The sequence below is a fragment of the Rhizobium mongolense subsp. loessense genome (assembly GCF_900099775.1).
In the GTDB taxonomy this organism is placed as follows: Bacteria; Pseudomonadota; Alphaproteobacteria; order Rhizobiales; family Rhizobiaceae; genus Rhizobium; species Rhizobium loessense.
The window spans coordinates 228790-248188 of the sequence record NZ_FMTM01000005.1 but is presented as its reverse complement, the minus strand read 5'-3'; the positions used below and the strand labels follow the sequence as shown (position 1 = coordinate 248188).

Genomic DNA, 19399 nt, shown 5'->3' with positions numbered 1-19399 from the left:
GGCTGAGATCGCGACCATGCTGTAATCTTCAGCCGGAGTAACGAGGACTCGACGTGGAACGAAAGCTCGCTGCAATCATGGCCGGCGACATCGCCGGATATAGCCGCCTCATGGCCGAGGATGAGGCGACGACCTATGCTGAGCTGCGTTCAGTTTTCGACGATGTAATCAAACCGTCGGTCGAGCGCCACGGTGGCCGAATTTTCAAGAGCGCCGGCGACGGGTTCCTTGCCGCATTTCCAAGCGTGAATGAGGCCCTTGATGCGGCTATCGGCATCCAGGTCGGCTTTGCCGAAAGGCCTTTCAATCTGCGTCTCGGTATAAATCTTGGAGATGTCATCGAAGATGATGGCGACATGTTTGGTGATGGCGTCAACGTCGCGTCGCGGCTTGAATCCATGGCCGAGCCTGGCAGCATCCTTGTCAGTGCTGCGGTCGTGCGGAGCGCCGACCGCGGTCGTAGTGACCTTTTCCAAAGAATTGGCTTCCGGCAAGTCAAAAACATCCCCGAGCAACTAGAGGTCTATGCGGTCAGATTAGACGACGCCAGCGGTAACGGATTGAGGCGCCTCACGCGCGCCCTGCACCGGTCGCGCTGGGCGGCGCCCTATGCGATTGGCTTAAGCGTCCTCTTCCTTGTGATCGCAGCAACCCAGATTCCTGGATTGAGGGCGATGACAGAAACGATCGCCGACAGGGTTACCTGGCTGTCCGGCGTCAGCGATATGGATCGGCGTCCCTCAGTTGCCGTGCTTCCCTTCGACAATATGAGTGGCGATACGGGACAGAACTACTTTGCCGATGGCCTCACGGAAGACATCATCACGGAACTGGCACGCAATCCCGAGCTTCAAGTGATCGCTCGCAATTCCACATTCGCATTGCGTGGAGAGGCAACCGATATTCGCGAAGTCGGCGAAAAGTTGGATGCTGGCTATGTCGTGGAAGGCAGCGCGCGGCGAGTGGGTGATCAGCTTCGCGTCGTAGCACAGCTGATTGATACGCGCAGCGGCGCCCATCTGTGGTCGAAAAGCTACGATCGCCGCGTCGCAGACGTCTTTGCCGTACAGACGGAACTCACGACCGAGATTGTTTCGCACCTCGTATCATATGTTCGCGAATCCGAAGTTGCCGACGCCTCAAAGCGGCCAACCGAAAACCTGGAGGCTTATGATCTCGTCCTTAAGGCGCGCGACCGTTACAAACATGGTTCGAAAGACAAAGAAGCGCTTCTTGCCGCGCGAGCACTCTATCATCGCGCGTTGGAGCTCGATCCGGGATATGCGTTGGCGCGAGCCCATCTCGGCATGACCTACATCATCGACATGACGCAAGGCGTAAGCGGGCGAGCCACGATGGCCGACGTGGAGACGGGCTTGAGCGAGGCGCGACAGGCCATCCGTCTCGATCCCAACCTTGCCATTGGTTACCAGGTTTTGAGCTTCGGTCTTGCAGTCAGCGGTGATTATCCCGGCGCCATGCAGGCCGCGGGTCGCGCGGTGGAATTCAACCCCAACGACCCTGACAGCCTGATGGCCTTGGCAAAGGCGCAGGTCCGTTTCGGAGCTTACCGCGAGGCAGTAAGCAATGCCGAACGCGCGCGGCGCCTACACCCTATGGCGCCGGAATACTACACCTATGTCCACGGCCAGGCACTTTATGCCGCTGGTCGTCTGGAAGAGGCAGACAGCGTCATTGGAGAGTGCCTGATCCGTGCGCCGCAGGACGCGGATTGCCTGCTGATCCGAACCGCATTGTTGGCGGGTCGCGGGGATGTGGCGGAAGCCCAGGTTGCAATGGCGCGATTGGTGCAAACCAAACCCGAGTTTTCGCTGGCCTCCGAACGCAACTATCGGCGCTTTGGAGATTCTCCTCTGATGGAACAATTCCTGCAGGAACTTTCCCGTGCGAAGGCTCCGGAAACCGCTTTGCGTTCAGGCTTTATCGAACAAAACACTGCATGAGCGCGGTAAGTGCTCCCCCGCGTTCTTTTGTGCCTTCTTGGATCGATGAGAACTTAATCCAGCCTCTGAATCCGCTTGCGCCTGCGCAAGATTCCAGCGAGAGTTAACTTGCCGATAGGTTGTGGGGCGAGCCATGGACAGTGCGCAATGGGTTCAGCCGGTAATGATCGTCTGCAAGAAAAGCGGACAACTCTACACTATTACAAATACCCGGGAAGCCCTAGATATGCTTCTCCGGTATTGGCCAGTCTCTGATGGCAAAGCATTTTTCGATGCCATGGAAGTATGCATCGGCGTAGCTGAGGGAAGAACGTCGAAAGAGCAAGCAAGGCAAGCCTTCATCGATGCCGCCCACGAGGCGCACATCCCCCTCGAAATTCCTGACATCATCAGAGTGAGAGTCTGATTTTCCGTGCAATTCTAAGCTAAGCAGCTGGCTAGGATGCGTTTTTTATCATATCGCATTCTTGCGGAAGCGCGTTGTAAGGTCACCGCGCGCCCTCGGCGACATCGTTGGCGGCAGCTCCCGTTCGAGCACAAGGCACTACGGGTTTGTGGCGAAGACACCAAATTCCGCGCGAGTTCTGAACCGCAACGATTTTACGCACTGAATCCCAACTGGCTAAGCCGAGCGTAAAGACCGTCATTAAGCTTCGAAAGCGTCTCGTGATTGCCTTCTTCGACGACACGGCCCTGCTGCATGACGACGATCTTGTCGGCGCGCACGACGGTGGAAAGCCGGTGGGCGATGACGACGACGGTGCGGCCGGTCATCGCTTCGTCGAGAGCCCTTTGGACGGCAGCTTCGGATTCGGTGTCGAGAGCGGAGGTTGCCTCGTCGAGCAAGAGGATCGGAGCGTTGCGCACTAGCGCGCGGGCAATCGACAGGCGCTGGCGCTGGCCGCCCGACAGCGTCACGCCGCTTTCGCCGACGGGCGTATCGTAGCCCTGCGGCTGCGCCAAGATGAAATCATGCGCGTAGGCAAGCCGTGCGGCTTCCTCGACCTCGGCATCCGTCGCATCCGGCCGGCCATATCGGATATTGTTGCGGATCGAGCCTTCGAAGAGGTAGGGTTGCTGCGAGACATAGGCGAGCTGCTCACGCAGCGACTGTTTGGTGACATGGGCGATGTCCTGCCCGTCGATCAGGATCTCGCCGCCCGCCGGATCATAGAAGCGCGGGATCAGATTCATGATCGTCGATTTTCCGGCGCCGGACGGGCCGACGAGCGCTGTCGTCTTACCGCCTTCGGCGACGAAGCTGACGCCGTTGAGAACGCTATCGGCGCCATAAGCGAAGGAGACGTCGCGAAATTCGATCCGTGCCTCCGTCGGCCTCAGCGGCTTAGCATCGGGCAGGTCGCGCTGGCGTGGCTCCATGTCCAGCACTTCATAGATCATCCGTGCGTGGACGGCCGCGCGCTCCATCTGCACCTGCAGCTTCGCAAGACGGCGCAGTGGATCGTAGAGCAGCAGCAGCGCCGTGAAGAAAGAGAAGAAGGCACCCGGCGGTACGTTGAAATAGATCGAGCGATAGGCGGCATAAGCAAGTACACCGGCCAGCATGAGGCCGGCAAAACTCTCGGTTACGGGTGCATTGCGTTCGGAGAGGCGGGCAAGGTGATTGGCTCGATTCTCGACCGCAATGATGACGTTTTCGACCCGGGCCTCCAGCGCGCGCTCCATCGTAAAAGCCTTAACCACGGAAATGCCCTGGATCGTCTCCTGCAAAGTTCCGAAGAAAATGCTGTTGAGCCGGATGCCTCTTGCCGCAACTTCTTTGAGGCGACGTGAAAAATACCTGAGCCCGAAGAGCAGCGCCGGTGCCATCACCAAAACGACGGTACTTAGCAGCGGGTCCTGATAGACCATCACTGCGAGCAGCGAGACGAAGGAGAGCATGTCCCTCGCCGTCGACGTAACCGTCAGATTGAGAACGTCGCGTATGCCGGAAATATTCTGGCTCAATAACCCAGCGACCTGCCCCGACCGTCGCTGGTCGAAAAATTCGACCGGAAGCGTCATTAGATGGGCCGCAAGCCGCTTCTGGTAGCGGGCGACGATACCGTTGCTGACCCTTGAAAGAGCAACAGCCTGACCATAGCTTGCAAATCCTCGGATGACGAATGCGGCGAAGAGCGAGAGACAGATTAGCCCGACGAGCTCCGCGTCTTTACTGACGAAGGCCTCATCGACAATGCTCTTCATCACGTAAGCCGTATAGGCAGTAGAAAGCGCGACCGCAGCGAGGCAGGCTATCGCGAAGCTATAGCCTGGAATATGGTCCCTAAAATTTTCGGAGACCACCCGCTTCAATATCTCAAGAGTGCGGACGTTCTGTTTTGCTGGAGACATGAGCGCTCGTATGAATTCCCCGCCGGCTCAGCCAAGCGATAAGGTTCGAGCTGGCGTATTACCGGCCAATGACCGGAAAGTCGAGTATTCATCGCGCCTGACAAAACGGCGCATCTGCCGGGAAGCATTCGGCTGGTCGTCTTGCATAGCCATCAGATTCATGTAAACGCTGCGGCGGAACGCGACTGCCATTAAGTTTAGAATGGGGTCGGGCAGCAGATTGACGTCACGCTGCTGCCACGAGATCACGTGGCCGTCCTCGTTTTGGCCTGCGAGCGTTTGCCGCCTTGGGATATTGCCAGACACGAAAAATGTCGCAGAATCCTGATCTGGTCTCCTGATACTCACTTGGTGAACCTCACTTGGAATCCGTGAGACGGCTTGATAACAACATGACCTCGGAAAACAAGCGAAGGGACTACGTCAGCCACGTGGTCTCGAACAGGGTAATTAGAATGGATCCGGTCAAGAGCGACCTGCTCAACGCATGGGTTGTCAGCGAGTCCAAAATTGGTACGATGTCTCAATGCACCGGCGTAGCGAATAATTTTGGTGGGCCAGTCCTTCAAAAACCCGTTGTAGTAAAACACGGCATCTCAAAATATTTTTCGCCGCGTTTGTTCTCTTCACGAGAAGCAAGGCCTGATGTCATCATTTCCTGTGGTTTTAGGTCTGAAAGCCACGTCATAAAGATGAAACGAGCCTTCAAAAGCCGGCCGTTTATAGTGCATCTCCAGCGTCCGAGGGTATCCGGTTATGATTTGGTTTTCGTATCCAATCATGACTGGACAAATGAGTTCGATGAACTGCCGCAATACGAGCGGATGGTAGGCGTGCCACATCGGCTCCGGGCCGAAGAGATACTGCTCCGGCGGGAAAATGCCAGGCGCCGGTATAGTCCGCACGGACGCAAAATAGCCTCCGTATTCGTGGGAGGTTCAAACGGTGCCTACGTTTATGACGATCGGGCGATAAGCGGCATCCAGGACGCAGTTAGAACTCTTGCAGACGGCGACTGGCAAGTTCTCGTGTCAACATCTCGAAGATCCGACGATGAGACTTTGCGAAGACTACGCGAGATGGAATCACCAACCGTCACCGTTTGGGATCGATGTGAGCCAAATCCTTACATTGACTACGTCGCGGCGGCTGACGCCTTTCTCATCACAAAGGATTCAGTGACAATGCCATGCGAGGCGCTAGTGACCGGCCGACCGGTATATTCCTTGGATCTGTCAGCTGTTCCCGGCGATAGGCTGGTGAAGTTTGAGCGCTTTCATCGGGATCTGCGAGAAACATTGAAATTGACGCGGTCGTTCGAAGGTCGACTTGAGGCTTATTCGTATTCACCGCTAAATGAAGCCAAGCGTATAGCGCGCGTCATTGAACGAAGGATCGGGTTCCAACCCGGACCATTGACTGGAGAATAGTCAGTCGTTTTCGAAGCGTCCGTCGTAGCGATAGCCGATTTTCAGCAATGCGGAAACGGGCGAAAAACAATCCAATTCAATGGACTTTCTACCTGCATACTGCTTTGCCGCCGCGAAGAACGCGAGAATACGACGCTCCGCCGATAAAATTCCAGTATAAGCGGAGGAGGTCTCATTTTCGTAAAACCGAGGGAGATTCGCGTTCGAAATATCTATACCAAAAAGGCCAATGCGTGTCGCGCCCGACGCTAACGCAAATTGCATGGCAGTTGCGGCGACAGAGCCCGCGGGGAATATGCCTTTGTCAGGATCTATCGATACTGCCGAATTCTCACTCCGGAAAAGCCAGCCGCTTTGAACAGCCACTTCTGAACGTCGTTTTTGCCCATATGGTGCAAGAATGTTTCTGATGAGCACGACCTTTCTGTCTCGAAGCCAGGCACTGTCAATCTCACAAATCGCTCGAATGACGCTGATCGATAGTAAACATGGAAGGTTCTGAGGAACCTTTTCCTTAAGGAGAGTGAAATGCCTCCACACGAAGCGCTCATCCTCCACAACTACAGCGAGCGGCTCTTGTATCTTTGATCCAATAAGGCTTATCGCTCCGTTGAGTAACAACGCACTGCCGGCCGGTATCTTCTCAATTGCGCACTGGTTGATTGACGGGCCGCTGCCGACGATAAAAACACAGTCAGGCTTGTTTGGATTGACATCGGCAAAAGCCAGCGTTTCAACAATATCGACCGACCGATAACGAATTAAGGCTTGTTGCCGCTCCTCGGGGGAAATTATTTTGAGCCCCGGCAGCCAATCTTGAAAATGGCTTTTAGATCGGCCGAGAAACAGCCTAACGCCGATTTTAATAATGGATCGTGACAACGGGCGGTTTGCTGAGTGAAATATCTCTCCCATGACAACGCTACCTGATCGTTTTCTTAGCAAGGCCGAGCGGGCGCTTGAAATCTTCGCTATCTGTAGCGTCTCCTGAAGGCCGCCCCGCGCGTGTGATTGTTCAAAGTGTGGTCTTTGCAAAGTTATTGGCTTGCGACTACTAGAAGTGTCAAGGTAATAATCACGACGAGAACAAAACCGTATCTCGACTGCCGAACGTCGAACTGACCGGTAGAAAACTGGCTGTCACGCGAACTGCCTACTTCTATGAAATCCTTGAGTTATTATGAACATTAGTCAACTTCGCAAGCGGGTGTACCGAACACTAAAATACAAACTTGCACGGCCAAGCCCTCCGGATTTACGCAGTCCGTTTCGCGGTCCCGTAGTCGTGGTTGGATCTGCCCCGCAAGCAAATCTCCCTGCTGGATTAGATCGCAATTATAGCATTGTGACAGTCAACGGGTCTCAGGCTGTCACAAAAAGCTGGGGCATCGAGAGACCAGACATTACATTCATGCAATTCAACCAGATCAGAGGTCAAAATACCAACGCGGTTGAGGTTCGCCGGGTGCTGCGGGGGCAGTCCACAAAGGCCTTATATGTCTTTCTCTGGCCGGAGGGTGAGGAAGCACTCAAGGCGGGCTTGAGCGCATTTCACTACCAGTACGAGAGTCTAACGCTTGTCAACAAGTACGAAAGAATGGCGCTACTCGATAAAGTTTGCGGCCTAAAGACTGCGGAAATGGACGCGAGTGAAAAGTGTTCCAACGGGGTAAATGCGGTGCTGTTTGCCTTTTGCCATGGCGCGAGTGAAGTCATAATTACCGGTATTAATCCTCGGTCCACCGGGCATGCGTACAATGACGAAAATCTTGGGCGACTTCATCAAACGATGGACGAGATGGTTTTCAGCAAGCTGTTGCGCGATGGGTGGCCGCTTTACACCGCGGACCCTCAAGTTTCCTCAGCGATCGGCATACCGCTATGGAATGCCGGCGTAATGCGTTAATGCCACGTATAGCCACACTAGGTCGATGGAGTGCGCAGACTGACGGGAGACCCGGAACTTCGCAAGGCGGTCCCCGCCCGAGGATACTTCTTGGTCGCAGGTCACAATGAGGGGATAGCGGGTACTCTTCAAGCTTGACAACGGGACGTGGCCTCAGGAGCGAATTCTGCTGATGATCGGCGCACATCCATCAAGAGCGTGTAAACGCTGCGGCATTTGCTGGTCCAGATATTTCGCTGTGGCTTACCGGAAGCGCCCCGATTGAAGGAGCCGCCTCGATATTGCTATTTTTGCTCATTCAAATATGACCTCGACTTCTCAATCACTCGAGGGCGCCGATTTATGAAATACAGGACAGAGATCGAAGGACTTCGCGCCGTAGCTGTCTTGTCCGTGATTGTTTTCCATGCGTATCCAAATGCTCTGCCCGGAGGCTTTATCGGCGTCGATGTATTTTTTGTGATTAGCGGCTATCTGATAACATCGATCATTTTAAGGGATATAGAGGCAGGAACATTCAGCATCGCACGCTTTTTCGAAAAGCGTGCGCGGCGAATTCTACCCGCTCTTTTTTTTGTAATCGCATGCTGTGTACCGGCCGCGTGGTATTGGATGATGCCAGCGGAATTACGCGCGTTCTCGGATTCAGTTATTGCAGCATGCCTGTCGGTATCAAATATCTTCTTCTGGACAAAAAGTGGGTATTTTTCGCCTGAAACGGCCCAAATGCCGCTACTTCATACATGGAGCCTTGGGGTCGAGGAGCAGTTTTACGCGATCTATCCGTTTTTGCTACGTGTAATAGGCAAGAAGACATACAAGAAGAACGCAACGCTACTATTTTTAGTGGCAGGAGCCACAGTCAGTATTATAGTAAGTTACATATGCTCGAAATATGATCCCGAACTGAACTTTTATTTTCTTCCGACACGAGCATGGGAGTTTTTCTTTGGAGGGGCCTGCGCTGTCTTCTCCGGCGGCCGAGAACGCGATCACGGATGGTGGGCTTGCGCGGGGATCATCCTTATCGGCGCTGCGGTTATCTGTTTCGATGAGAGCTCTCAGTTCCCCGCAGCAAGTCTGGCAGTAGCTGGAACATGTTTAGTCCTAACATTTGCGAGAAGCGGGAATTTTGTAGGAAATAGCCTATCACTACCACCTCTAGTGATGGTGGGCACGATCAGCTACAGCGCGTACTTGTGGCATCAGCCCCTGTTTGCTTTTGCTAAAATTCGCAGCGTAGACGTGCCAAACGGAATGACGATGTTCGCCTTGATCGTCGTCTCCTTGGCATTGGCATATTGCACATACCGTTTCATTGAGCTGCCATTCAGACGCAAGCCTGATCAAGAAGTTCATCTTAGCAAAGGATTCGTCGGTGGCTGCGCTGTCTTTACAATCGCGCTTGTTAGTTTTGGAATCTACGGAAACCTCACGAAAGGCGCCCCTTCCCGGCTACCACCGCAAATTTCTAATTTTATTCAAGAGAACGCATGGAATCGACGCTGTCTAGCATTTAAGGACCCTTCTCCGCTTCAATTGCCGGAACCAAGTTGCGTTTATAATTCTGAGCATGATTCCAGCTACGCGATCGTAGGGGATTCCATAGCTTCGTCACTGAGCCCCTCTCTAGCCGCGCAACTCGATCGACACGGCATTGCTTTGGAGCAGATGACACATACCGCATGCGCTCCAATTGTGGGAATTAAGAGCAGTGGAGAGTCCGCACAAGGCTGTCCAAACTATATTCGGACTGCATTCGAACGTATCAAAGCCAGTGGGGTTAAAACAGTTATCCTGGCTGGGGCGTGGATCACGTTTTTCGACGAGAAGAACCTGGTGCTCAACAAACAACAAATCACGCTTGCGTCTTCGAAGGGGAAAGCCATGGTGCGCGAAGCGCTTCAATCGACGGTGAATGAACTACAGGAAGCCGGCATTCGGGTTGTTTTGCTGTACCCTGTCCCCAGAGGAGATTCACAGGTTGTGGCCAAGGTCGCCAAACTAATGCTAACCGGCAACCTGAAGCCAACAGTTTCGGTTTCTAAGGAAAAATATTCTTCCCAGGCGAAAGACGCAGTTGATTACCTGGACAGCATAAAGGGTGGCAATATAGTCAGGGTTTTTCCCTCGCATTCTTTTTGCCGCACAACTGACAATAACTGTGTTTTGGCATCCGGAGGCCAGGCTTATATTTACGACAAACTTCACCTCACGAGGGCAGGTGCAGATGTTGTCGCAAAGAATATCGTTGGCACTCTAATCAATTGACCGAGCTCCAGGCGCATTGCCTCATAATTATCGTCTTTATAGGTGTTTAGAATTGGCGTTATCAAAGCCCTGCCTTACAGTCGGGCGACCTTATGGCCGACGATGGGTAGATCCAGTTTTGGCCTTCTTACGGCACTTGATCTTCTTCCGCTTCTGCTCAAGGCAGGCAAACATGTTCTCGTATTCTCAGGATTTTCCATGGCCATTCGCAAAGCCGTTTTGATCAATGATACCTCTACAAAGCCGCACCTGGGATGCCGTCTCGTTGTAGCTCAAATTGTAAACCTCGCCTCTCAAGAGGGCATCGAAATTAGCGCGACGTCATCCGTTCATGTCGATTGGCGTGAGCAGCCACTTGTACAGGAACATATGCGAAAGGCAGACCTCGTTATTGTTAATGGTGAAGGTACTCTCCATGATGCAACCAAACAGGCAAAGGCTCTCGCAGATGTCGCGCCTTTTTGCCGTGATGCGGGGGTGGCTTGCGTACTCATAAACTCGGTTTTCGAAAGAAATGACGAGGCTATCGCAAAGGCATGCAGTTCTTTCGACAAGATCTATGTCAGGGAATCTCTGAGCGCAAAAAGCGCCACTTCAATGGGCCTTAGCGTCAATGTGGTGCCGGATTTGACGATCTCAAGCAATGTATTTGCTCCGACGTCCGGAACAGAACGGAATACCCAAATTGTTGTCACGGATAACGCCAACAAGGTGGCGCAAAAGGAAATCATCGATCTCGCGATTCGACGGAAGGATACGACTTTCTTGAATCTCAACACCAGCGACTTGGAAAATCCCTTCATGGATCAACAGCTGCGACCTCGTGTGGTATTTTCCCCGAGCGGCCAAGTTAGGGGGACTCCGCCTCATCGCTCTCCGGGGCGCATATCATACAAGGCCTTTCGAAAGTCGGTCTTCCGACCCAACATGATGCAGCGCTGGGCCATGACTAGAGACTTTTCTCGTTTCCGTCCGGCGACTGAGATTTTGGCAACGATCGCCCAGGCAAAAGGCGTTGTCGCGGGACGTTTTCATGCCGCCTGTCTCTGCCTTCTTGCCGATACTCCCTTTGTCGCTGTTGCGTCAAACACGTCCAAGACGCGCGGGATGCTGATAGACGCAGGCATTCCGGGGTTGCTGGCGACAGACGCGGGCACAGCATTTAGCTCGGAGTTCAAATGGAGCGATGCCGAAAAGGTTGCTGCTGCAGAGTATGTTGCGCGAGCTAAGCGCGACGCGACAGCGATGTTTCGTGATATTGCCTCTTTAGTTGATTAGGGCTCTCGCTTGCAGTGTCTCGTCATGGCTTGGAACTTCTTGATCTAGTTGGCATTTTCAAGAATTCCGTCCACGACGCGTGCGCTTGGTGGCGTGGCGTCGATTGCGATTGCGTCCTTTGGAAGGTCTTCTTTCGTCGCATGTAATCGCGCAATGAATTCCCGTTTGCTCGCTCGTAACTTCACGTGTTCGACGGAAATCTCAAAGGCAGCTTCACCGGACGCTTACGACGTGCCAACGACAATCTCCCAACGGTGAATGGATAGCGGCGACATGGTGATGCTTCAAATTGATCCGTTTCCGTCCGCAGACGACCTGAATATGCTTTGGTTAGAAGCTTGGGGCCGCCGCGAGCCCAAAGACTTCTCCGGCGTTCTATCGCGCAGCCTCGCGCATATCGGGGCTCATGAAGACAATCGGCTCGTCGGCTTTGTGAACGTCGCATGGGACGGAGGCATTCACGCCTTTATCCTCGATACCTGTGTCCACCCTCGGACGCGAAAACAGGGTATCGAGCTACCCGCATGGTAAGAGAGGCGACAAATGTGGCCCGAGTCCGTGGAGCAAAGTGGTTGCATGTCGACTTCGCACCGCATCTGACCTCCTCCTACCGGAACTGCGGATTTAGGCCAACAGAGGCAGGACTCATAAAGCTGAATTGACAACGCATTCCCCAACCGGACGCTTATTGTGGCTGTAGGCCAGGATCGTATCTGAAAGCCCACAGCCGGGCATGTCGGTGGCGGAGCGCTGTAGGCTCAAGCCGCACCACCTGTGTTCGCAGCGAACGATGATGCGGCAGGGCGAGCTCGTGTTGAGTCCCACTATCGAGTTGTGCAGTGTAGTTTCACCACTCAACGTCGAAAAACAGTGAGGGTCGGAATGTTGCTTTTCATCTGCGGGCATGCCTATGGGCAATATCGTTCTCTTCGGTAGCAAGACTGCCCTGTTCCCATCCATCGGTCCGGCAGGCTTCTCTTTACTGGAACAGCTGCAGCACATTCTGCGGCGACGCATTGGCGATGCTGAGAGACTGGATCGCCAACTGCTGCTGCGTCTGAAGCGCTGCCGAGTGAGCAGCAACAGATTCCATGTCTGCATCGACAAGACGACCGATCCCGGACTTCAGGCTGTCTTGCAACGACTCCGCAAAACTCGCCTGCATTTCTAATCGTTTGCTCAACGATCCGAGAACGCTGCCGCTCGTTGTTGAACGCTTCAGCATGTACTCTATGCCTGTAATGTAGTCGTCAACCGAGAAGTCACTGGCAGTGACATCCACCTCCGACAAATCGAAATCGAGTGTCCAACGTGGGCTGGAGTGAACGTTTCCGACCATGACGCGCGCGGCACGATTTCCAGCGTCAGGATAAACAGACTGATCAGCAGCAAACGTGATGGTCGAGCCGGAGGCCGTGACCGACAGTCCAATACCACTCGTTACATACTGGATGACTGCGGCAAGATCGGTGGCATTGCCGACGTAGCCGTCAGTCGTTCCGAGGGCTGCGTCAACAACGCTCCGGTTAATAGTGAACGATTGGGTTGCTCCTGGTCCGACTTGTGCATCGAAATAAATCTCGGCAGTATCCGAAACGGTGAACGGCTTCGTATAGTCGATGCTCGCGAATGGATACATATTGTCGTGATTACTTTTGACGCTCTCAAGTCCCATAGCAAACCCTGCAGGGTGCCCGCTGATATTTGAGACGAAATTGGCAAGATTTATTGACGAGCCCGGGTGCCCTGAGCTTTCAAGTGACGCGATCTCAACAACATTCGACGTCGGTGCCGGTCCACCGCTAAACAGCCATTCGTCGGCAGTTGCTCCAATCGAATTGTCAGCGAAAATCTTGTTCAACACTTTTCGCAAATCATCAGCGCGGCGGATGATGCCGTCCGTTGTTCCGAGTGCCGCATCGACAACGCTTTTGTCGATGCGCAGGGCGGTGTAAGTAACGCCCGCTGTATGAGCACCCGCATCAAGGATCAGATCGAATTCCAAGCTGTCGGTCGCGCCAAAAGTTGTAGGTCCAGTGAAGTCATGGCTCTCGTGCCCCTGGTGCGCGACGGAATTTGCGTTGGTGTTTCTAAATCCGCCAATGTCACCAAGACCGCCAATTTCCTTTTGCAGGATGCCGCCGCCACCCGCGTTCAGCATCGACGTATTTTTTAGATTTACGTCGGACTGCTCCACTGAGATCGATCCGTCTGCGAACCGGACGAATGCCGAAGCCACCTGCGCAGTTAGGTCAGGGGTTTTCATCAGGTGAGTGGTGGCGTCGGTGATCAACCAATTCTGGCCATTGAAGCTGGCGGATTTCGCAACCGATTCGGCTTGTTCACTAAGCTGGTTTAGCTCGTCTTGTACCTTGGACTTGTCTACCCCCGGCTCCTTCCCCGCGACAAGTTTTGCTTTGAACTCACTGAGAACGTCGATGATAGACGATGTGGCGGCGTAGGCAGTATCGGTCTTAGCCGCGCCAATTTGAATTGCATCACTGACTGCCGAAAGCGCCTTAACATCGGAGCGCATGGTTGTGCCAATAGACCAGTAGGCCGCGTTATCAGCGGCTTTCTCAACGCGCAATCCGGATGAAGCCTGGTTCTGTGTCTTCGTAAGCTGGATGCTTGCCGTTCTCAACGTCTGGAGAGCGGCGGTAGCACTTGTGTTTGTTAAAATCGAGGTCATGTTGGGGTCCAGGATCAGCAATCAGCACGCGAATCTAATTTCGCCAAGATTGCAAATATCCTGGTTAACGAAAGGTCAATTTCCCCGCATAGATGTTGCATATTTAAAAAATACAACCCATTCCGTTTCCACTATGCGTTCCATGGAAAACGCCAGGACCTTGTTGCGAATCTCGCACCCAAATAGGGAGTCGTGGCGCTGGGGCTCGCGAACCTCTGACTACGGTCGGGCCACTCTCTTCGCGGAGCTAGCATCCCAGCCGCGATCTTCAGCTTCGGCTCGTATTCCAGAGAACAATAGCTCGACTTCCAACCTGGCAACTACCATCAATATTCGGCCAGCCAGTTTTGGCGAACGCATACTGCTCATCCGCCCCCCGTGAGTGTTTTATTTACTCAGGTACTGCAAGGTAAAGTAGTGAATTGGTGAACGTGGAACCTGAAATATCGGATGCTGCCTCAAGGACGAAGCGATGCGACGAATTGGAAGCGGCCGCGGCCGAACGCCAGACGGTCAGCAATGAAAGTCGCCGTTGATCTATTCCGCTTTGGACCCAGGAAAATGCGGCTTCTTTTTTTTCATCCACGCCGGTCTGAGCGATCTAAACATCTGATCGATCTTTCGCGCCGCGCCCGTCAGACTGATAAGTTTATCGACCTCGGCATCGGTGTTCCCGAGACGCTCCGAAAACACTTCTGCAGCGGCCAAGGCAATGTCCGTCTTTGAAATTTCCGGAAAGAGATCGCTCAAGTTCTCGTAAGCGTTTATTGCAACGCCATCATGTATCGAAATCTTGTCGGCCCTTGCAAGCAGTCTAAAGCAAGTTTGCTCAAAATTCCAATCATGTGCAGCAACCACTCTCCACTTTTCGGTCCGGCGCGCTGAAAATCCCGCGAGTACGATAGAGCCGGGAAGCTTCATACCTGTCAGCCACATCGCCATCGCAAAGCCGCTGGTCGGGGTTTTTCCGGGAGTGTAGAATCGGTCGGTGAAGCCAACAAGATCGAGATGACCGGTCGGGGCGCCGTGGAAATCGGCCGACGTGTTCAGCTTTTCCAGCAAGGACAAGCGGAGATTCAGAATGCCAAGAAATGTCGCTTGCTCGAAAAACGCGAGCACCTCGTCCACTTCGCCTTTGTAAACGATATTTGCTCCCGCGGGTTGACCGCGCGAGACCAGAATAGCGTTGCCTTTGAAATCTTCAGACAAGGTTTTGTAGACCTTGTTGAAGAACACGAACAAGGTGCTCGCAGGATAATGGCGCTCGAGCAGTTGGACGTCATTTAGACCGCTGTTGGCGACAAGGACAATGTGTGAGAACTGGGAGAAAACCCTCTTCCAGTCCATAGTATCAGAGAGATCAGCGACGGCGCCCTTAAGCTGAAGCGTGCCTGCGCTTTGATCGGTAGGCGTGATCAACTTGGGCTCCCGGCAGCCTTCTGGGTGACGGCAAGCACGCGCTCGCGCATGGCAAACCATTCGTCGGCGTAATCGTCATTCTTGTACTCGTCGAAATACGGGCCGCCATCGGTAAAGTGAACGATTTTCGCATCGTCGCGCTTGTCGTACTCGTTTACCAGGTAGTTCCAAGTGACGGGTATATCGCCAATCTGCTCGTCGGATTCTAGCCACTTGAACTGGTGCAACTGCAGGCCAGTGGCCGTGTTGACAAAGTCCTTGGTCAATGCCCTGCACTTTGAGTTGTTGAACAAAATCATGCTCGACCAGTTCTTCTTCTCATACTTCGTCTGAGTCTGGCCTAGAAATTTGGTTTCAACCTTCGGAACGTAGTCATGCTTCACGCACATCGCAGCATATCGATCATCCCGGAGATTCCATAGCTCTGCGATGTCGGCGCGCGCCAGCATGTCGCAATCCATGAAAATGCTCCACCCCTCATAGTTGCTGAGGTAGGGAACCAGAAAGCGAGAGAAGGAGAACTCCGTCGACTGCAGCGCATTGCGCTCGCGCGTGAAAATGTCCCTCAGATTATCGAGGACAATAGGCGAAAAGGCGACAGGGATCGAGGAGTGCTCTATAATGCTCTGGCATAGAACGTGATAGGCAACTACCTCTTTGGAATCAAAACCGACAAAAATTCGAGCAACGGCATCTCTCATCGATGATCCTTTCATTTTGGCTGTGCAGAGACCTCTTTTAAGGTCGCCCCTCTCATGGAGAGGGAAAAGTTCCTCTGACGGTCCGAAGCTGTGCACCACCAGAAACCCTGTGTCAATTCACATGGAGACCTTCCAGGGCCGGCTCTCAAAAAAGCCGCGACGTCACTTGATTCCCATCCAGCGCTATTATAGCGCGACTTTCCTGAAACGAGATTCAACTTCTTCCAATCCAGGGACATAAGGCGGCAAAATGTCGTGGTTCAGACGAAAGAGCACTCCGATCAATAGTCTTGCCATCATTCCGCCGAAGCCTCTGCCAGGCCGATCGGGAATCGCGATTGCCGTAATCGTCAAAGACGAGGCATCATATATCGAAGAATGGGCGATGTTTCATAAAGCCGTAGGGATCAGTCACTTTCTCGTTTATGATAACGGCTCGACCGATGCCACATGCAGCATATTGCAGTCGGTTCTCACTGCCGGCGAGCTTACGATCATCCCATGGTCCGGCAAGATGTACCTGGAATCGAGGTTCATCAATAGCCAGGTTCTCGCCTTCTCCCATGCCGTCTGCACTTTCGGCGGTAGATTCAGCCGCATAGCTTTTATCGATGTCGACGAATTCTTGCTTCCGCGCAAGGGAGGCACGATCGAGGAAGCGCTGGAAGCAACACAGGGATTTCCGAATGTCTCCTTGCCTTGGCATATGTTTGGCACGGGCGGACATAAGGTGAGGCCGCAAGGCCCCGTTGTCATGAACTATACGTGGCGCAACGACGATCCGCTCAGCAAAGCGAAGCACCTCTCCAACTTCAAGTGCATTGTAGATCCCTGCGAAGTCGTAGAGGTTACGGTGCACCAATTCAAGACGCGGTCCTTCGGCGACCTCACCGTCAATGACGCAGGATTTCGCACGACCAGGGACGGCAGGAAGAAACGAAGTTTTTATTCAAACGAGTATCTCCAGCTGAACCACTACTACTGCAAGTCGGCTCAGGAAATGGCCGAGAAGATCGCCCGCGGGTCCGACTACATTGTCTCAGCGGATTTCCTGAAGAAGAAAATGGAAACGACCCGTCAAAACATAGAAGCAAGTTTAGTGGAAGACCGCTCGATGGTCGAATTCGTGACCGGTCGCTCGATCCCCCTCTCCCGACCCGAGATATCGTCGGTCGCACCGCTGTCCCGCTGGCAAAGCGCCAGTCCAAATCGGGATGCCTGAAGCCTGCGACACATATGGATCTACTGTAGCGGATATCCCTTCTTGGGCTTTAGACAGGCTTCGAAACGACGCGAGGTCTTCGGGCTTCATAGTGTAAACAGCAAGAAATCGGGACACCGGCGTTACCTCCCTCGGCTTAGATGGCTATCAGTTTACATGCCGAGCGTCGGGAAACACCCCCTGTAGTCCAAGAGGTGGCGCGAGGCGTAGGACGGCGGCTATAGGGGTATAGTCGGCATCCCCCGTCATGTCCTCCAGTGCTCGGCACTGCAAAAGGCAGCTCAGTCAATATGGAAGCGGGACACCCTTACGATTGAGGTCGAGACCAGAGGCGGCTTTCCGCCTCTGGTCTTAGCATTGCCGGTGAGCCGTCCGGCCGGATCGACCTGCCGGAGCGGCTATGAAAGAGGCAGCGAGAATGTCATGAATCTGCGGCGAAAAGTTCCGAAATCGCGCCGTAGTGGTGCCAGCGGTTATTCGTAAGAGCGCAGTGCTGGAGGATGGACCGGCCATCAGGTCGACGAAATGAGACCCCAGCTCCTTGCCAGGAGTTCATTGTACCCTGGATAGCTCCGGATGCCGGCGAGGTCGTCGTCATTCCTGACCAGATCAACCATGTCCTCCGAGCTGCGCTGGACATAGGCTTCGAGAAATCGCAACGCGGTCGCCTGGTCGCCGATGACGGAGTATACCGCCGCGGCATTGTAGTTTGTGATCGGATCGTCGGGATCGAGTATCAAGGCGCGTTTGATCCACGAGACGGCTTCCTGGAATTTGCCGAGGTGATAGAGCGCCACAGCCCCCCGGGACAAAGGTGCGGGGTTGTCGGGTTGAAGGACTGCCGCATGTTCCGCCAGTTCGAGAGCGAGTTGAGCCCATTTGAGCTTTTCGGGGTCGGCTTTGTCAATCGCGGCGAGAACGAAATACGGGCCGAGGTAGTCTTCCCTCCGCAGCTGTGCCGCCTCGACGAATTGCGCCATGGCGACGTCGCGTTGCCCCTGTGTCCAGGCAAGGAAACCAGCAAACAGCCGCGCTTCAAAACAGGTCGGGTCGATGGCCAGGGCTTCCGCATAGGCGGTCCGGGCATCATCTATGCGGCCGGATTTCTGGAAAGCCAGGGCGCGGGCCACATGCGCCTCCGCGAGGTTCGCATCGAGCGCCAGCGCCTTTTCGGCCATGGCGAGAATGGAGCCGGGGGTTTCGTTGCTGGCGAACCATTCCAGCAGATAACAATCGCACAGGGCAATGGCCGAATGCGCACGTGCGAAGATCGGATCGAGTTCGGCCGCCTGTGTGAACATCCGGCGCGCCACCATCAGATAGGCCTTCGTCCAATGGCGCGCCAGTTGCCATCCGTGCCGATAGTAAGTGTAGGCCTCCATATTGTCAGTTCGGGACAGTTGTATGGAGCGCCGCTCCTGAGGCAGAAGTTTGATCTCGAGATGTCTCACGATCGCATCGGTAATCTCGTCCTGAATGGCGAAGACATCGTTCACATATCGATCGAAGCGATCCGCCCACAGGATTGAGCCTGAATGCGCGTCGATAAGCTGGGACGATACGCGTAGACGATTCCCCACCAGTCGAATGCTGCCGTCCACGACGTAGCGGACCCTGAAAGAGCCGGCGACTTCGGCCACCGACCGCGAAACTTTCGGCTCGGGAGGCCGGGCTAGCCTCGACACGACCATCAGTTGCCGACTTCGTGTAAGCGCCGTTGCAATGTCCTCGGTCAATCCCTCCGCGAACCAATTGTGCTCGCGGTCGCTTGCCAGCGGCCGGAAGGGAAGGATCGCTATGGAAGGCTTCTCTGATTGCGGTGGGGGAAGCTCGCTTCGGCACCGGATCTGCCCTTCATCCACGATATAGCCGCGTCGCGGTACCGTCTTGATAAGACCTTCAGCTTCCACTCCAAGGGCTGCGCGCACGTCCTTCAGGCATTGGCTGAGAGAATCGTCCGAGACAATGGAGTTCGGCCAAATCGCGCCGATCAGTTCTTCCTTGTCTATGACCCTGCCAGGGTTCTCTATCAGATACACCAGAAGCGCCAACGATTTCGGGCGTATCATGATGTCGTTACCGCCACGCTGGAGCCTTCGGCGACCGAGATCGAGTAGGTGGCCTCTGAATTCGTAGATCAGCGCAGGCTTCATCGACCTCC

Annotated in this window: 14 protein-coding genes and 1 pseudogene; 8 read left to right on the top strand and 7 right to left on the bottom strand. The window is 54.2% G+C overall.

The genetic code is table 11. The features are described 5' to 3' along the window. Positions 1-53: 53 nt before the first annotated feature. Together BLP23_RS18505 and BLP23_RS18500 are read left to right on the top strand one after the other, a co-directional pair. A complete protein-coding gene (locus BLP23_RS18505; protein WP_092586323.1) occupies positions 54-1964 on the top strand; it encodes an adenylate/guanylate cyclase domain-containing protein in 1911 nt (636 codons plus the stop codon). Between the two features lie 133 nt (positions 1965-2097). Next, positions 2098-2370, top strand: coding sequence for a DUF982 domain-containing protein (locus tag BLP23_RS18500; protein ID WP_028739911.1), 273 nt, complete (start codon positions 2098-2100; stop codon positions 2368-2370). 194 nt (positions 2371-2564) lie between these two features. Here BLP23_RS18500 and BLP23_RS18495 read toward each other — a convergent pair whose 3' ends face one another. After that, positions 2565-4319 (bottom strand): ABC transporter ATP-binding protein, encoded by a 1755-nt coding sequence (locus tag BLP23_RS18495; protein WP_092586322.1) that lies wholly within the window; start codon positions 4317-4319, stop codon positions 2565-2567. 27 nt (positions 4320-4346) lie between these two features. Next, positions 4347-4625: a hypothetical protein gene (locus BLP23_RS33245; RefSeq protein ID WP_167363935.1), complete on the bottom strand. Its 279-nt coding sequence runs from the start codon at positions 4623-4625 to the stop codon at positions 4347-4349. Between the two features lie 149 nt (positions 4626-4774). On the opposite strand from BLP23_RS33245, the gene BLP23_RS18490 reads away from it, so the two are divergent. After that, positions 4775-5749 carry a mitochondrial fission ELM1 family protein gene (locus BLP23_RS18490; RefSeq protein ID WP_092586494.1) on the top strand — a complete coding sequence of 325 codons (975 nt, stop codon included), beginning with the start codon at positions 4775-4777 and terminating at the stop codon, positions 5747-5749. On the opposite strand, the gene BLP23_RS18485 is transcribed toward BLP23_RS18490, so the two are convergent. Beyond that, positions 5750-6664: a glycosyl transferase gene (locus BLP23_RS18485; RefSeq protein WP_139187086.1), complete on the bottom strand. Its 915-nt coding sequence runs from the start codon at positions 6662-6664 to the stop codon at positions 5750-5752. Between the two features lie 265 nt (positions 6665-6929). On the opposite strand from BLP23_RS18485, the gene BLP23_RS18480 reads away from it, so the two are divergent. The 4 genes and pseudogenes from BLP23_RS18480 (at position 6930) to BLP23_RS18465 (ending at position 11866) form a co-directional block, all read left to right on the top strand. Beyond that, the gene (locus tag BLP23_RS18480; RefSeq protein ID WP_092586320.1) at positions 6930-7655 is read left to right on the top strand and encodes a membrane-anchored protein; all 726 of its coding nucleotides are present in this window, start codon (positions 6930-6932) and stop codon (positions 7653-7655) included. Between the two features lie 342 nt (positions 7656-7997). After that, on the top strand, positions 7998-9926 hold the full coding sequence (locus BLP23_RS18475) for an acyltransferase family protein (RefSeq protein WP_092586319.1): 1929 nt from the start codon (positions 7998-8000) through the stop codon (positions 9924-9926). A gap of 198 nt (positions 9927-10124) precedes the next feature. After that, positions 10125-11204, top strand: coding sequence for a polysaccharide pyruvyl transferase family protein (locus tag BLP23_RS18470; RefSeq protein ID WP_167363934.1), 1080 nt, complete (start codon positions 10125-10127; stop codon positions 11202-11204). 273 nt (positions 11205-11477) lie between these two features. Next, positions 11478-11866 (top strand): annotated as a pseudogene (locus BLP23_RS18465) (GNAT family N-acetyltransferase). A gap of 317 nt (positions 11867-12183) precedes the next feature. Here BLP23_RS18465 and BLP23_RS18460 read toward each other — a convergent pair. The 3 genes from BLP23_RS18460 to BLP23_RS18450 form a co-directional block, all read right to left on the bottom strand. Beyond that, positions 12184-13896, bottom strand: a complete 1713-nt coding sequence (locus BLP23_RS18460) for a flagellin N-terminal helical domain-containing protein (RefSeq protein WP_092586493.1) — start codon at positions 13894-13896, stop codon at positions 12184-12186. Between the two features lie 537 nt (positions 13897-14433). Further along, the gene (locus BLP23_RS18455; protein ID WP_092586492.1) at positions 14434-15243 is read right to left on the bottom strand and encodes a 3-deoxy-manno-octulosonate cytidylyltransferase; all 810 of its coding nucleotides are present in this window, start codon (positions 15241-15243) and stop codon (positions 14434-14436) included. Between the two features lie 68 nt (positions 15244-15311). Next, complete coding sequence (locus BLP23_RS18450; protein WP_092586317.1) at positions 15312-16016, bottom strand: glycosyltransferase family protein; 705 nt, start codon at positions 16014-16016, stop codon at positions 15312-15314. A 250-nt stretch (positions 16017-16266) separates the two neighbouring features. On the opposite strand from BLP23_RS18450, the gene BLP23_RS18445 reads away from it, so the two are divergent. After that, positions 16267-17238, top strand: a complete 972-nt coding sequence (locus BLP23_RS18445) for a glycosyltransferase family 92 protein (protein WP_092586316.1) — start codon at positions 16267-16269, stop codon at positions 17236-17238. A gap of 512 nt (positions 17239-17750) precedes the next feature. Here BLP23_RS18445 and BLP23_RS18440 read toward each other — a convergent pair. Then, complete coding sequence (locus BLP23_RS18440) at positions 17751-19391, bottom strand: tetratricopeptide repeat protein (RefSeq protein ID WP_167363933.1); 1641 nt, start codon at positions 19389-19391, stop codon at positions 17751-17753. Between the last annotated feature and the right edge of the window lie 8 nt (positions 19392-19399).

Bases quoted from the DNA above. Each gene is read 5' to 3' on its own strand.
- BLP23_RS18475 (WP_092586319.1), top strand. From the start codon at position 7,998: ATGAAATACAGGACAGAGATCGAAGGACTTCGCGCCGTAGCTGTCTTG.
- BLP23_RS18450 (WP_092586317.1), bottom strand. From the start codon at position 16,016: ATGAGAGATGCCGTTGCTCGAATTTTTGTCGGTTTTGATTCCAAAGAG.
- BLP23_RS18500 (WP_028739911.1), top strand. From the start codon at position 2,098: ATGGACAGTGCGCAATGGGTTCAGCCGGTAATGATCGTCTGCAAGAAA.
- BLP23_RS18470 (WP_167363934.1), top strand. From the start codon at position 10,125: ATGGCCATTCGCAAAGCCGTTTTGATCAATGATACCTCTACAAAGCCG.
- BLP23_RS18455 (WP_092586492.1), bottom strand. From the start codon at position 15,243: ATGGACTGGAAGAGGGTTTTCTCCCAGTTCTCACACATTGTCCTTGTC.
- BLP23_RS18485 (WP_139187086.1), bottom strand. From the start codon at position 6,664: ATGGGAGAGATATTTCACTCAGCAAACCGCCCGTTGTCACGATCCATT.
- BLP23_RS18490 (WP_092586494.1), top strand. From the start codon at position 4,775: ATGGATCCGGTCAAGAGCGACCTGCTCAACGCATGGGTTGTCAGCGAG.
- BLP23_RS18460 (WP_092586493.1), bottom strand. From the start codon at position 13,896: ATGACCTCGATTTTAACAAACACAAGTGCTACCGCCGCTCTCCAGACG.
- BLP23_RS18480 (WP_092586320.1), top strand. From the start codon at position 6,930: ATGAACATTAGTCAACTTCGCAAGCGGGTGTACCGAACACTAAAATAC.
- BLP23_RS18495 (WP_092586322.1), bottom strand. From the start codon at position 4,319: ATGTCTCCAGCAAAACAGAACGTCCGCACTCTTGAGATATTGAAGCGG.
- BLP23_RS18440 (WP_167363933.1), bottom strand. From the start codon at position 19,391: ATGAAGCCTGCGCTGATCTACGAATTCAGAGGCCACCTACTCGATCTC.
- BLP23_RS18445 (WP_092586316.1), top strand. From the start codon at position 16,267: ATGTCGTGGTTCAGACGAAAGAGCACTCCGATCAATAGTCTTGCCATC.